We start from the raw sequence: 13,295 nt of genomic DNA, 5'->3' as shown, positions 1-13,295 counted from the left end.
CGGAGCCCGCTGTCGATGGCAATGTAATGAGGGTGATCTCACGTATTTTATCGATTTGGGACGATATTGCGAAAGCTTCTTCGAGAAAGATATTTGAAGAAGCGGTACGGCAGTTGATTTCTAAAGAAGATCCCTCTTCGTTTAATCAAGCTTTAATGGAGCTTGGTGCGTTAATTTGTACCCCGACTTCACCTTCTTGTCTTCTTTGTCCCGTCCGCGATCATTGCCATGCGTTCCATGAAGGAGTCCAGCAAGAGCTGCCTGTGAAAACAAAAAAGAAAAACATGAGGCATGTTCACCTAGGGGCGGCTGTGATTGAAACAGACGAAGGAGATGCTCTAATTCAAAAGCGGCCGGAGACAGGATTGCTTGCTAATTTATGGGAATTTCCGAACGTCGAGTTAAGCGGAGCCGGAAATCCGAAAATGGAGCTTGAGTTATTTTTCCGTCAAGAATATGGCATAGATGTTGAGTTGCAAGCGGAATCGATTGCGAAAATCCAGCATGTTTTTTCTCATTTAACATGGAATATTGATGTGTATTATGGAAAGATCAAAAAATCACCCGTCACTAAAGAAAATAGTCAATGGGTGAAAAAGGGAGAAGTAGAGAATTTTGCTTTCTCTGTCTCCCATCAAAAAATTTGGAAAAAAGCACAGGAGGAAGTTAAATAGTAAATTTAGCTTCCTCCTAAATCAAAAGGGATTTCTGTGCCATGAGTATAATCGGCTTCCTGCCTTTTCAAGCCACCACGGTTCATAATTTCTTCGACAATGTCCTGATGAATCGTTTGTCCTTCTGCGTTTAAATAAGGAACGATTTGCTGAAATGAGTGATGAAAATAGGCAAGTTCGGATTTTTTCCAGTCTTTGATCGACATGGTTGATAGTTCAGTTAAATCGCGACCAACATACATGAAAAGCCCTCCTTTCTATATTTAAAGTTCTCATGTGAGTTGTCGGCTATTCAAAGAGAAAGTAAAATATAAAAGAGAAATGAAAGGGGAATGAATATGGAGCAAAAAGTAGCGCTTGTGACAGGGAGTAGTCGTGGGGTCGGTAAGGCGATTGCCCTAGAGTTAGCGAAGCAAGGATATAATTTAGTCATTAACTATGCACGCAGTAAAACAGCGGCACTTGAGACGGCAGAAGAGATTAAAGCATTAGGGCGAGAGGTACTCGTCGTGAAAGCGAATGTTGGGGATATCGAAAAGGTAAGAGAGATGTTTGATGAAGTAAAGCAAACATTCGGTCGACTCGATGTATTTATTAATAATGCTGCTTCTGGCGTTCAACGTCCGATTATGGAGCTTGAAGAAAAGCATTGGGATTGGACGCTGGATATTAACAGTAAAGCGTTGTTATTTTGTGCGCAAGAAGCGGCTAAGTTAATGGATGAAAATGGCGGGGGAAGCATCGTGAGCATTAGTTCACTTGGAGCGATTCGCTATTTGAAAAATTATACAGCAGTGGGTGTGTCGAAAGCTGCCGTTGAAGCATTAACAAGGTATTTATCAGTCGAGTTAGCTGAGAAAAATATCGTCGTTAATGCGGTATCTGGCGGAGCGATTGATACGGATGCCTTAAAGCATTTTCCAAACCGCGAAGAGATTTTAGAAGATGCCAGAATTAATACTCCAGCGGGACGAATTGTGCATATTGAGGATATCGTTCATACGGTTATGTTTTTAATTTCCGAAGGTGCTTACATGATTCGAGGGCAAACGATTATCGTCGATGGCGGCCGCTCGCTATTAGTATAATTTTTTAAAATTTTTTAGGGATATTTCTTTTCCTTCCGGGACAAATTAATTTTTGTGGAGGTGAAAAGGGATGAAAAATCAACCGAACTACAAACAAAAATCAGCGGCAAACACGGATGTGAACCATGTGAAGCAACAAAACGCTGCTTCAGCAATGGGCCAAAATGCTTTCGGTACAGAATTTGGTGCTGAAACAGATGTTCAGCATGTAAAGCAACAAAACGCTCAAGCGGAAGCTCGTAAAAACCAAGCTCCTCAAAACAAGTAAGGCATTCGCCTTGCAAATTGACAAATCACAGAAAAAGGCTGTCTCCGAATCAATGGATGACAGCTTTTTTCTGTGATTAAATCATCACTTTAGTTTTCAATTTAAGCTTAAATCGTTATAATAGTGTAATACAGAACGTTTGATTTAAATAGATTAAGGAAAAAGTAAAGTCAAAGTGCTTTAAATGAAAGTAGGGGAAAATCATGGCGATTCCCAGAGAAGGTGAATCCATCCAAATACATAGTTACAAGCATGACGGAAATATTCATCGTGTTTGGGAAGAGACCATTGTCTTAAAAGCGAACAATAATCTTGTAATTGGGGGCAATGACCATACCATTGTAACGGAATCAGATGGTCGTACGTGGGTAACGAGAGAACCAGCTATTTGCTATTTTCATGCTCGGCAATGGTTTAATATCATCGGCATGTTGAGAACAGATGGGGTCTATTACTATTGTAATATTAGCTCCCCTTTTGTGTATGACCATGAAGCATTGAAATATATTGATTATGATCTCGATATTAAGGTGTTTCCGGATCGGTCTTATATTTTACTCGATGAAGATGAATATAAGCAGCACAGCAAGCAAATGAACTATCCAGATGTGATTGATAAAATACTAAAGCGTAACATCGATCATTTAATTTATTTAATCCATCAGCAAAAAGGACCGTTTTCTCAGGAGTTTATCGATAAGTGGTATGCGAAATATTTAAGCTACCAAGGCTGATCACTCGCTGGTGAAAGAGCGGGCGCCTGTTGAACATTCAACAGGTTTTTTCTTTTTTATATAGGGTTATATTTTTTGTAAGTAAAGGGGAATTTTGAGAGGTAGGGGGGATCTATATGGGTGTAATGAAACGATATATGCAATTTGTGCGGCCTTATAGTTGGCAAATTGTTGGAACGCTTGTAATTGGGGTTATTAAGTTTGCGTTGCCGTTAATGATTCCTATTTTAATTAAGTATGTTATTGATGATGTGATTGGCAGTGACGGAATGACAGCTGCAGAGAAGCAAGAGCAGCTGTTTATCATTATCGGTTCGATGTTAGTTGTTTTTACTTTTCTTCGTCCACCGATTGAATATTATCGTCAATATTTTGCTCAATGGACGAGCAATAAAATATTATACGATATTCGTGATCGATTGTTTTCGCATATTCAACAGTTAAGCTTTAAATACTATTCAAATACGCGGTCTGGAGAGATCATTTCACGTGTAATTAATGATGTAGAACAAACGAAGAACTTTGTCATTACTGGGCTGATGAATGTCTGGCTTGATGCGGCAACGATTGTCATTGCGATTATTATTATGTTGACGATGGATGTTAAGTTAACTGTCGTGTCGCTATTGGTCTTTCCTTTTTATGCTTTTTCTGTTCGATATTTTTTCGGTAATTTACGTCAGTTAACAAGAGTACGTTCCCAAGCGCTTGCCGGTGTACAAAGTTATTTACATGAACGGGTGCAAGGGATGTCAGTCATCAAAAGTTTCGCAATTGAAGGTTATGAACAAACGCAATTTCAAAAGCATAATCATCAATTCTTAGAGAAAGCTTTAGATCAGACAAGATGGAATGCGAAGGCTTTCGCCGTTGTGAATACGATCACCGATATTGCGCCGCTACTTGTGATTGGTTATGCGGGGTATCAAGTGATCCATGGGAATTTGACAGTGGGGACGATGGCTGCTTTTATCGCTTATATTGATAAGCTATATAATCCACTGCGGAGATTAGTGAACTCCTCAACGACGATGACACAAGCGATCGCTTCGATGGATCGGGTGTTTGACCTTCTTGATGAAACGTATGACATTAAAGATAAAGAGGCTGCGATCACATGCGAAGGTGTAAAAGGGCATATTGTATTCGATAGTGTGGACTTTGCGTATGATGAAGGTGAGAAAAATGTACTTGATCACATTCAACTCGATGTGAAGGCAGGGGAAACGGTTGCCTTTGTCGGAATGAGTGGGGGAGGAAAGTCTTCGTTAGTGAGCTTGATTCCGCGATTTTACGATGTAACAGCAGGACGGATTTTACTGGACGGTACTGATATTCGTGATTTTAAAGTACGGAGCCTGCGAGATAATATCGGGATTGTGCTGCAGGATAATATTTTATTCAGTGAATCGGTTCGAGCGAATATTTTGTTAGCGAAGCCTGATGCGACGGAAGATGAGATTATCGCGGCTGCCAAAGCGGCTAATGCCCATGATTTCATTATGAATTTGCCTGAAGGGTATGATACGAGAGTAGGAGAAAGAGGTGTGAAGTTGTCGGGAGGGCAGAAGCAACGGGTTGCGATTGCTCGCGTATTTTTGAAAAATCCGCCAATCATTATACTAGATGAAGCGACATCTGCTCTGGACTTAGAAAGCGAACACTTAATCCAAGAAGCGATGGAGAAGCTTTCGAAAGACAGAACCACTTTTATCGTAGCTCATCGCCTCTCAACGATTACTCATGCTGACCGAATTGTCCTGATCGAAAACGGTCAAATCATTGAAAGCGGCACCCACGAACAACTCATGAACAAACAAGGACGATATTACAGTTTGTACCAGGTGCCTGTCACTCCCCGATAATTGTATCATTTTGTCGATAAGTATAAAGAAGCCAGTCGGATTGTGTCCGACTGGCTTTTATGCTTCCTCTTCAAGTTCAGGTGGTTCTTCATCGTCGTGATGAAATTTATTATAGCTTGAAATTAAGTGGTCGAGATGTTCTAAGTTTTCTCCGTACTCAAGGATAGAGGAGAGTACGTGCAGCATATGGATGGATGTATTCATTTCTTCCGCTGGAGCGCCTTTTAATTCGTTAGCGAACAGAGTCAAAAACTCTTCTCGGTTAATACATAGCTCGAATATATCTTCCGTATCCGTTGACTGTTTAGCTTTCCCGATGTAACGCAATAATAAATGTTCGTGATAGCTCATTAAACAATCGAGATGATCTTGCATCATTTTCTGTACATCGGGCTTGAGATGATAAATTTCATTTTCAAACTGATTCATTCGTCGCAAAATATCAAAGCTTCTTCGAGTAGAAGAAATCATCTTGCGGTAGAGCACCATTTTTCGCTTTTTAGCAGTGATATTTTTTTTCAACGTACCACGGTCTTCTTTATATAGTAAATAGAGATTATCAATTTTAATGAGCCGCTCGCGAATTTTGCTAATATCTTTTTTCAGTAAATGATATTCGGCACCATTTCGCATACTTAAGCGAATCCACTTCAATGTATCTTCCGTTACTTGATTAATTTGCATAAATAATTTCGTTTCATACTTTGGAGGTAAAAAGATTAAATTGACGATAAAAGCAGAAAACACTCCAATCATAATTGTCAAGAAACGAACAGAAGCAAATTGAATAAAGTGTGCATCTTGGACTTCCATAATGGCTATCACCGTCACTAAGGCAAGTCCGATCGTATTTTCTAAACGCATCTTCAAAATTAAACTAATGGCCACAATCGCTGCAATTCCAACGATTAAGAAGTGATTACCTAATAATAAAACAAAGGAAATGGCAACAACAGCCCCAATGATGTTTGATTGCATCTGTTCAATAACGGTTAAGTATGAACGATAGATGGTAGGCTGGATGGCAAATACGGCTGCGATCCCAGCAAACACTGGAGAAGGAAGGCCTAACAAACTTGAAGCAAACAGAGCGAGCACAATGGCAATGCCCGTTTTAAAAATTCGCGCACCTAGCTTCATATATTGAGTAATTCCTTTCGTTAATGAAATATGGTTTCCTTCATAAACAGCTAGTAGAGCGGTTAAATAGGAAGCCAATTATGTACTATACAATGGACTGAACCCAATAGCAAGAAATAAACAAAGATTTCTATTTTTCTTATTTAAAAATGGGGATTAAGCGAAATGAAGGAGGTCAGCTAGGGAGAAACAACAAGCAGCAAACGGTCGTCTGCTGCTCGTTGAAATAGTTATAGTTGAGAAAAAGCGTAATCGACTGCTTTTAACGTCGTTTCAATATCTTCTTCCGTGTGTTCCGTTGTTAAGAACCAAGCTTCGTATTTAGAAGGGGCTAAATGAATACCTTGGTTCAGCATTAATTTGAAGAAGCGACCGAACATTTCACTATCAGTTGCTTCCGCTTGCTCGTAATTGACGACCGTTTCTGTTGTGAAATAGATCGTCAATGCGCCTTTTAAGCGGTTGATCGTGATCGGTGTATTATATTTTTTAGCGGATGTTAAAATGCCTTCTTCAAGCATTGCGCCTAATCGATCCAGTTCTTCGTAGATACCTTCTTTGTTCAACACTTCAAGGCAAGCAATTCCCGCTAGCATAGATGCTGGGTTACCAGCCATTGTTCCAGCCTGGTAAGCTGGGCCGAGCGGAGCAACCTTTTCCATAATGTCGATGCGGCCACCGTAAGCACCAATTGGCATACCGCCGCCGATGATTTTTCCGATCGCTGTTAAGTCTGGATAAATGTCTAATAGATCTTGAGCGCCGCCATAAGTAAAACGGAAGCCTGTAATAACTTCATCAAAAATGAGAAGGGAACCAGCTTCGTGAGTCAACTCTTTTACTTGCTGTAAAAAGCCTTCTTTCGGTTCAACGATACCAAAGTTGCCGACGATTGGCTCGATTAAAACAGCGGCAATTTGATCGCCCCATTTAGCGAGTGCTTCTTTTAATGGTTCCATTTCATTGAAAGGCACCGTGATTACTTCTTGAGCGATGCTTTTCGGCACGCCTGCTGAATCTGGTGTGCCTAATGTCGAAGGACCAGATCCTGCTGCTACTAATACTAAATCAGAATGGCCGTGATAACAGCCAGCAAACTTAATGATTTTATCTCGACCTGTATAGGCGCGTGCGACACGAATTGTTGTCATCACCGCTTCAGTTCCGCTGTTGACGAAGCGAACCTTTTCCATCGCTGGCATTGCTTCCTTGAGCATTTTAGCAAATGTCACTTCATATGGCGTTGGTGTTCCAAATAGTACGCCATTTTCTGCTGCTTTCTTGATCGCTTCGGTAATATGAGGATGAGCATGTCCGGTAATAATCGGTCCGTAAGCGGCTAGATAATCGATATATTTATTGCCATCGACATCCCAAAAATAAGCCCCTTGTCCTTTTTCCATCGCGACAGGTGAGCCGCCGCCCACTGCTTTATAGGAACGGGAAGGGCTGTTCACTCCGCCTACAATATGTTCTAGTGCTTCTGTATGTAATTGCTCCGATTTGGAAAAATTCATTTGAATACCTCCTTATTTTTTCGTTACCTTTCCATTTTAGACCTGCCTTCCTGTTTAATCAATTCATAAAACATCGTGCCATTGCGTATAGTGGAAGGAAAGAAGGCGAAAAGGAGCGGTGGGGATGACTGCTATGATTTTTAGTGCGGTCGTATTATGTGTAGGGGTGAGTGTAAGGGGACTTTTTGTACAAGGACAACCTCAACATCGCTATCTTTCCCTCTACTATTTTGTTTACTTTGGCCTCTTATATTTAACACTGATGATTGGTTTTGCTCTTATTTATATGATTTTGAATATGAATGGGCATGTCGTATGGGCAGGAGTGGACCTGCAGCAGTTACCATTTTGGGATCGTTTTTTTACTTCCTTATATTTTAGCGGGATTACGTTATTTTCTGTTGGATACGGTGACATCGTTCCAGAAGGAGTAGGACGTTGGGTAGCTCTGTTGGAAGCGTGGACAGGCTATACAATTCCTACCGCCTTTGTTGTCCGGACAATGTTAGAAAAAGAAACGTAAATATATTTGCTATCTCCTAATTGATCCGTTACCCTAAAGTTGAATTTATTTTTATTTAAGGGGGAAGATGGTTATGACAGTAACAATAGGAGAACTGGCACCAGATTTTACGCTGCCAGCAAATAATGGTGAAGAAGTGAAATTATCCGATTATAAAGGAAAAAATATTGTTTTATATTTTTATCCGAAAGATATGACACCAGGCTGTACGACGCAAGCGTGTGATTTTCGCGATCAGCATGCAAGCTTTAGCGGTGTAAATACAGTTATTTTAGGTGTCAGCATAGACCCAGTAGAGCGTCATCAAAAATTTATTGATAAATATGATTTACCTTTCTTGTTGCTAGCGGATGAGGAGCACAAAGTGTGTGAACTGTATGATGTATGGAAACTAAAAAAGAACTTCGGAAAAGAATACATGGGGATCGAGCGCTCCACTTTTGTCATTGATACGGAAGGCAAGCTTGTGAAAGAGTGGAGAAAAGTAAAGGTCAAAGAGCATGTAGAAGAAGCACTTCAATTTATTCGAGATGAGTTGAAGTAATGAAAACGGTCTTTACCTTTCGCCCGCCACGAAGCTTACAAGCACAATTAATTGAGAAATATCCAACTGTTGACTTCGTTTTTTATAAAACGATTGCAGAAGCAGAACAATTAGTGGATGCCGAAATTATCGTTACATTTGGTGAGGATTTAACTCCACAGCATATTGAAGAATGCGAGCAATTAAAATGGGTGATGGTGGCGTCTGCCGGTTTAGAAAAAATGCCATTGCCAGCAATAAAGGCAAAAGGGATATTAGTAACCAATGCGAGAGGTGTACATAAAATCCCAATGGCGGAGTTTACCTTTGGTTATCTGCTTAATCACGTCAAACGCTTTCCGGAACTTCGGAAGCTTCAAGATGAAGCGACTTGGAATAAGCGTCTACCCATTGGTGAACTAGCGGGGCAAACGCTGTTAGTGTTAGGGACAGGGGCTATTGGGAGTGAGATCGCTCGCTTAGCGACGGCTTTTCGGATGAAGACGATTGGGATCAATCGTAGCGGAGGGGCAGTTGAAGATTTTGCTACTGTTTATCAAATGAATGAGCTGTTAACGGCGTTGTCTGAAGCAGACTTTGTTGTCTCGATCTTGCCTAGCACGAACGAGACAAAACATCTCTTGAAAAAAGAGCATTTTCAAGCGATGAAAAAAACAGCTGCTTTCATTAATATTGGCCGAGGAGATCTGTTGGAAGAACAAGTGTTAATCGAGGCGTTAAATGAAGAAGAAATCGCTCATGCGTATCTTGATGTGTTTGTAGAAGAGCCTTTGCCGGAGAATCACAGCTTTTGGAGCCATGAGAAAGTGACGGTTACTCCCCACATTTCAAGTATCACACCGCAATACTTGCCACGGGTGTTTGAGATTTTTGAATACAATTTAGATCAGTATTTGCAAGGATATGATACTTATAAAAATAAAGTGGAAATCGATCGCGGGTATTGAATAATGAAGAAAAGCTTGAAAAGATGACGATCTTTTCAGGCTTTTCTTAAATAAGGCGTGGTTTAGCGATTGATAATCGTTTTCTATATTGACAAATGATGCAGGAAATTAGTACACTATTTATAAAGATTATAATATAATAATACCTTTTAGAAAGAAATGAGGTGCATGACAGTGTCCCATGAACATGATCATTTAAAAGAAGCATTGGATACGTTAAAGGAAACTGGGGTTCGAATTACGCCTCAACGTCATGCGATACTTGAATATTTAACTCAATCTATGACTCACCCGACTGCAGATGATATTTATAAAGCGCTTGAAGGAAGGTTCCCTAACATGAGCGTTGCTACAGTGTACAATAATTTACGAGTATTTCGTGAAGTTGGCTTAGTAAAGGAACTGACTTACGGTGATGCATCGAGCCGTTTTGATTTTATAACGACAGATCATTATCACGCCATCTGTGAAGACTGCGGAAAGATTGTTGATTTCCACTATCCGGGCTTAGATGAAGTAGAACAACTGGCATCGCATGTCACCGGATTTAAAGTTAGCCATCATCGAATGGAAGTATACGGAACTTGTCCGGAATGTACGAAAAAAACAGACATTCATTAAAAAAGAATTGTTCGTATAACGAACAATTCTTTTATTTTTTTTGATTATATTTTTCATCAAACTCTTTACCTTCAAGGCTTTGATCTAGTGTTAGTGGTTCTTTACAATACATGCACATATCGACTCGACCGAGCACTTTCGTTGGCTTTCCGCAACTTGGACACATGACTTGTACTGCTTTTGTAGACAGCATTCCGATCCAGAAATAGACGACTGTACTAGCGATAATACATAATAGACCGAGCAACATAAATATCGTCATGATCAATGGAGACTGTCTAAAGAAAATTCCTACATACATTATAATAAATCCAATGAAAATCAAACTAAGAGCAAATGTGCGAATTCGATTAATTTTGCTTGAATAATTTTTTGCCATTATAATTAAACCTCCTAACAATAGACTATAACATAATATCTATCTTTTGGAATAGTTGAAAAGCTCGTTCAATAGGCTCAAAATTTATTGAAGGAGTTTTTTATTTTTTTGTCGAAATTATGGAGACAGAACAAACTTTGGTTTGGAGGAATTAGTATGGAGGACATCCTTCGTCCGCTTTATCAAGAACGAACAAGCCAACAAAATACTCTTGGCGTTATTGCTGTTGAGAAAAGAGAAAAGGCTAGTATTTTTACCGAAAACTTTGATGCCGTTTTATTAGTCATTGTTAAAGAAGCAGAAGAGTCTGTTTTCATTAAGCACTATTTATATAGTGAGAAAAAAGCTGCATTATTTATCATCACTGAAGCAAAGTTAAATGAATGGCTTCTTTTAGGAAACAAACGTAAGGTGATCGAGTGGTTGTATCATGGGAAAACTTTATTTGACCGAAATGACTTTGTGCATGAATTGAAAAAAGAAATGCGAGAGTTTCCGTTTTATGGACGGCAAATAAAAATGTCTATTGAATTCTCAAGGTTGATCAGAAGATATACAGACGGAAAAGCGTTCTTTACGAATGGGCATTATTTAGATGCTTATAATCACGTCATGCATTCATTGCATCATCTAGCACGCTTAGCTGTTATTGAAAATGGCTTTTATCCAGAAGTAACCGTCTGGCAACAAATAAAGCAAATAGAGCCAGAAATTTATAAGCTTTATGAAGAGTTATTAACGAGCGATGAAAATTTGCAAAAACGGTTAGAGTTACTATTTTTAGCGAGTGAGTTTTTAATCTATTCTCGGGCGGAAAGTGGAGCGGCACATTTATTATCAGTCATTAAGGAAAAAGAGTCGTGGACGATTCAAGAGCTTTTAGACCATCCAGAGGTTCAATACTATGCTGTAGACTTAGTCATCCTACTTGAATATTTAATAGAGAAATCATTTGTGCAGGAACTTTCCGTTGAAACAAAAGGTCAAGGGATTTATCATCGGTACTACCAAGTTATAGATAAATAATTTTTTGAAAAAGTATTGACGAGGGTTTTTATTTTTGTTATATTAATATGCGTCGCCACTGATAGCAATCGGTTGCGACGCAAAGAAATAAAAAATTATTGACATCAAGTTGAAAACTTGATATGATAGTAAAGTCGCTATTCAAGCGAAATTGATCTTTGAAAACTGAACAAAATAAACGTCAACGTTAATTCTAAAAAACTTAACTTGTCTAAGTGAAACAAATTGTGAGTTAAGGAACATCTGCTAAGTTCGTCACGTCCTGTGACAACGCAGATGCCTGCACATCCATGTGCAATGCAAACACTTTATCGGAGAGTTTGATCCTGGCTCAGGACGAACGCTGGCGGCGTGCCTAATACATGCAAGTCGAGCGGACTTGATAGGAGCTTGCTTCTATTCAAGTTAGCGGCGGACGGGTGAGTAACACGTGGGTAACCTGCCTGTAAGACTGGGATAACTCCGGGAAACCGGGGCTAATACCGGATAACTTCTTTCTCCGCATGGAGAAGGATTGAAAGATGGTTTCGGCTATCACTTACAGATGGACCCGCGGCGCATTAGCTAGTTGGTGAGGTAACGGCTCACCAAGGCAACGATGCGTAGCCGACCTGAGAGGGTGATCGGCCACACTGGGACTGAGACACGGCCCAGACTCCTACGGGAGGCAGCAGTAGGGAATCTTCCGCAATGGACGAAAGTCTGACGGAGCAACGCCGCGTGAGTGAAGAAGGTTTTCGGATCGTAAAGCTCTGTTGTTAGGGAAGAACAAGTATCGGAGTAACTGCCGGTACCTTGACGGTACCTAACCAGAAAGCCACGGCTAACTACGTGCCAGCAGCCGCGGTAATACGTAGGTGGCAAGCGTTGTCCGGAATTATTGGGCGTAAAGCGCGCGCAGGCGGTCTTTTAAGTCTGATGTGAAAGCCCACGGCTCAACCGTGGAGGGTCATTGGAAACTGGAAGACTTGAGTGCAGAAGAGAAGAGCGGAATTCCACGTGTAGCGGTGAAATGCGTAGAGATGTGGAGGAACACCAGTGGCGAAGGCGGCTCTTTGGTCTGTAACTGACGCTGAGGCGCGAAAGCGTGGGGAGCAAACAGGATTAGATACCCTGGTAGTCCACGCCGTAAACGATGAGTGCTAAGTGTTGGAGGGTTTCCGCCCTTCAGTGCTGCAGCTAACGCATTAAGCACTCCGCCTGGGGAGTACGGTCGCAAGACTGAAACTCAAAGGAATTGACGGGGGCCCGCACAAGCGGTGGAGCATGTGGTTTAATTCGAAGCAACGCGAAGAACCTTACCAGGTCTTGACATCCTCTGACAACTCTGGAGACAGAGCGTTCCCCTTCGGGGGACAGAGTGACAGGTGGTGCATGGTTGTCGTCAGCTCGTGTCGTGAGATGTTGGGTTAAGTCCCGCAACGAGCGCAACCCTTGATCTTAGTTGCCAGCATTTAGTTGGGCACTCTAAGGTGACTGCCGGTGACAAACCGGAGGAAGGTGGGGATGACGTCAAATCATCATGCCCCTTATGACCTGGGCTACACACGTGCTACAATGGATGGTACAAAGGGCTGCAAGACCGCGAGGTTTAGCCAATCCCATAAAACCATTCTCAGTTCGGATTGTAGGCTGCAACTCGCCTACATGAAGCCGGAATCGCTAGTAATCGCGGATCAGCATGCCGCGGTGAATACGTTCCCGGGCCTTGTACACACCGCCCGTCACACCACGAGAGTTTGTAACACCCGAAGTCGGTGGGGTAACCCTTACGGGAGCCAGCCGCCTAAGGTGGGACAGATGATTGGGGTGAAGTCGTAACAAGGTAGCCGTATCGGAAGGTGCGGCTGGATCACCTCCTTTCTAAGGATAGAACGGAAAGTAAGAACGTTGTTCTTACTCAAATTAACGACGCGTTTTATTTTGTTCAGTTTTGAGAGTTCAGTTTTTATAATTCTCATTTCTTATT

Annotated in this window: 14 protein-coding genes and 1 rRNA gene; 11 read left to right on the top strand and 4 right to left on the bottom strand. The window is 41.1% G+C overall.

Annotation, left to right across the window (positions count from 1 at the left end):
- Positions 1 to 674 (top strand): NUDIX domain-containing protein (locus CEF22_RS14505; RefSeq protein ID WP_198508073.1); only part of this gene is annotated, 674 nt, incomplete at its 5' end.
- Positions 675 to 679: 5 nt separating this feature from the next.
- On the opposite strand, the gene CEF22_RS14500 is transcribed toward CEF22_RS14505, so the two are convergent.
- Positions 680 to 916 (bottom strand): hypothetical protein, encoded by a 237-nt coding sequence (locus CEF22_RS14500; protein WP_095478955.1) that lies wholly within the window; start codon positions 914 to 916, stop codon positions 680 to 682.
- A gap of 96 nt (positions 917 to 1,012) precedes the next feature.
- On the opposite strand from CEF22_RS14500, the gene fabL reads away from it, so the two are divergent.
- The 4 genes from fabL to CEF22_RS14480 all read left to right on the top strand — a co-directional run bounded on the left by fabL (position 1,013) and on the right by CEF22_RS14480 (position 4,629).
- The gene (gene fabL / locus CEF22_RS14495; RefSeq protein WP_100403406.1) at positions 1,013 to 1,762 is read left to right on the top strand and encodes an enoyl-[acyl-carrier-protein] reductase FabL; all 750 of its coding nucleotides are present in this window, start codon (positions 1,013 to 1,015) and stop codon (positions 1,760 to 1,762) included.
- 70 nt (positions 1,763 to 1,832) lie between these two features.
- Positions 1,833 to 2,030, top strand: coding sequence for a gamma-type small acid-soluble spore protein (locus CEF22_RS14490; protein WP_100403405.1), 198 nt, complete (start codon positions 1,833 to 1,835; stop codon positions 2,028 to 2,030).
- 203 nt (positions 2,031 to 2,233) lie between these two features.
- Positions 2,234 to 2,764 carry a nucleoside tri-diphosphate phosphatase gene (gene ntdP / locus CEF22_RS14485; protein WP_094836271.1) on the top strand — a complete coding sequence of 177 codons (531 nt, stop codon included), beginning with the start codon at positions 2,234 to 2,236 and terminating at the stop codon, positions 2,762 to 2,764.
- 116 nt (positions 2,765 to 2,880) lie between these two features.
- Positions 2,881 to 4,629 (top strand): ABC transporter ATP-binding protein, encoded by a 1,749-nt coding sequence (locus CEF22_RS14480; RefSeq protein ID WP_100403404.1) that lies wholly within the window; start codon positions 2,881 to 2,883, stop codon positions 4,627 to 4,629.
- A gap of 57 nt (positions 4,630 to 4,686) precedes the next feature.
- Here the strand turns inward: CEF22_RS14480 and CEF22_RS14475 are convergent, their stop codons facing one another.
- Both CEF22_RS14475 and CEF22_RS14470 read right to left on the bottom strand, forming a co-directional pair.
- Entirely contained in the window at positions 4,687 to 5,847 is a 1,161-nt protein-coding gene (locus CEF22_RS14475) for an FUSC family protein (protein WP_332849176.1), read from the bottom strand.
- Positions 5,848 to 5,999: 152 nt separating this feature from the next.
- Positions 6,000 to 7,286, bottom strand: a complete 1,287-nt coding sequence (locus tag CEF22_RS14470) for a glutamate-1-semialdehyde 2,1-aminomutase (protein WP_100403402.1) — start codon at positions 7,284 to 7,286, stop codon at positions 6,000 to 6,002.
- Positions 7,287 to 7,410: 124 nt separating this feature from the next.
- Here CEF22_RS14470 and CEF22_RS14465 point away from each other — a divergent pair, with 124 nt between their 5' ends.
- The 4 genes from CEF22_RS14465 (at position 7,411) to perR (ending at position 9,921) form a co-directional block, all read left to right on the top strand.
- Positions 7,411 to 7,809, top strand: coding sequence for a potassium channel family protein (locus CEF22_RS14465; RefSeq protein WP_100403401.1), 399 nt, complete (start codon positions 7,411 to 7,413; stop codon positions 7,807 to 7,809).
- Between the two features lie 73 nt (positions 7,810 to 7,882).
- Positions 7,883 to 8,353 (top strand): thioredoxin-dependent thiol peroxidase, encoded by a 471-nt coding sequence (gene bcp / locus CEF22_RS14460; protein ID WP_100403400.1) that lies wholly within the window; start codon positions 7,883 to 7,885, stop codon positions 8,351 to 8,353.
- A complete protein-coding gene (locus CEF22_RS14455; RefSeq protein WP_100403399.1) occupies positions 8,353 to 9,300 on the top strand; it encodes a D-2-hydroxyacid dehydrogenase in 948 nt (315 codons plus the stop codon). Before bcp ends, CEF22_RS14455 begins: the two co-directional genes overlap by 1 nt.
- A 168-nt stretch (positions 9,301 to 9,468) precedes the next feature.
- Positions 9,469 to 9,921: a peroxide-responsive transcriptional repressor PerR gene (gene perR, locus CEF22_RS14450; protein WP_100403398.1), complete on the top strand. Its 453-nt coding sequence runs from the start codon at positions 9,469 to 9,471 to the stop codon at positions 9,919 to 9,921.
- 31 nt (positions 9,922 to 9,952) lie between these two features.
- On the opposite strand, the gene CEF22_RS14445 is transcribed toward perR, so the two are convergent.
- Positions 9,953 to 10,300, bottom strand: coding sequence for a YgzB family protein (locus CEF22_RS14445; protein ID WP_100403397.1), 348 nt, complete (start codon positions 10,298 to 10,300; stop codon positions 9,953 to 9,955).
- Positions 10,301 to 10,456: 156 nt separating this feature from the next.
- Between CEF22_RS14445 and CEF22_RS14440 the strand changes: the two genes are divergently transcribed.
- Together CEF22_RS14440 and CEF22_RS14435 are read left to right on the top strand one after the other, a co-directional pair.
- The gene (locus CEF22_RS14440) at positions 10,457 to 11,326 is read left to right on the top strand and encodes a nucleotidyltransferase-like protein (protein ID WP_095478966.1); all 870 of its coding nucleotides are present in this window, start codon (positions 10,457 to 10,459) and stop codon (positions 11,324 to 11,326) included.
- 308 nt (positions 11,327 to 11,634) lie between these two features.
- Positions 11,635 to 13,189, top strand: a 16S ribosomal RNA gene (locus CEF22_RS14435).
- Positions 13,190 to 13,295: the final 106 nt, after the last annotated feature.

Source organism: Bacillus sp. FJAT-42315 (genome assembly GCF_002797375.1).
GTDB lineage: Bacteria > Bacillota > Bacilli > Bacillales > Domibacillaceae > Bacillus_CE.
The sequence above is the reverse complement of the archived record's forward strand: the minus strand, read 5'-3'. Positions and strand labels throughout refer to the sequence as shown.

Bases quoted from the DNA above. Each gene is read 5' to 3' on its own strand.
- CEF22_RS14500 (WP_095478955.1), bottom strand. From the start codon at position 916: ATGTATGTTGGTCGCGATTTAACTGAACTATCAACCATGTCGATCAAA.
- fabL (WP_100403406.1), top strand. From the start codon at position 1,013: ATGGAGCAAAAAGTAGCGCTTGTGACAGGGAGTAGTCGTGGGGTCGGT.
- CEF22_RS14490 (WP_100403405.1), top strand. From the start codon at position 1,833: ATGAAAAATCAACCGAACTACAAACAAAAATCAGCGGCAAACACGGAT.
- ntdP (WP_094836271.1), top strand. From the start codon at position 2,234: ATGGCGATTCCCAGAGAAGGTGAATCCATCCAAATACATAGTTACAAG.
- CEF22_RS14480 (WP_100403404.1), top strand. From the start codon at position 2,881: ATGGGTGTAATGAAACGATATATGCAATTTGTGCGGCCTTATAGTTGG.
- CEF22_RS14470 (WP_100403402.1), bottom strand. From the start codon at position 7,286: ATGAATTTTTCCAAATCGGAGCAATTACATACAGAAGCACTAGAACAT.
- CEF22_RS14465 (WP_100403401.1), top strand. From the start codon at position 7,411: ATGACTGCTATGATTTTTAGTGCGGTCGTATTATGTGTAGGGGTGAGT.
- bcp (WP_100403400.1), top strand. From the start codon at position 7,883: ATGACAGTAACAATAGGAGAACTGGCACCAGATTTTACGCTGCCAGCA.
- CEF22_RS14455 (WP_100403399.1), top strand. From the start codon at position 8,353: ATGAAAACGGTCTTTACCTTTCGCCCGCCACGAAGCTTACAAGCACAA.
- perR (WP_100403398.1), top strand. From the start codon at position 9,469: ATGACAGTGTCCCATGAACATGATCATTTAAAAGAAGCATTGGATACG.
- CEF22_RS14445 (WP_100403397.1), bottom strand. From the start codon at position 10,300: ATGGCAAAAAATTATTCAAGCAAAATTAATCGAATTCGCACATTTGCT.
- CEF22_RS14440 (WP_095478966.1), top strand. From the start codon at position 10,457: ATGGAGGACATCCTTCGTCCGCTTTATCAAGAACGAACAAGCCAACAA.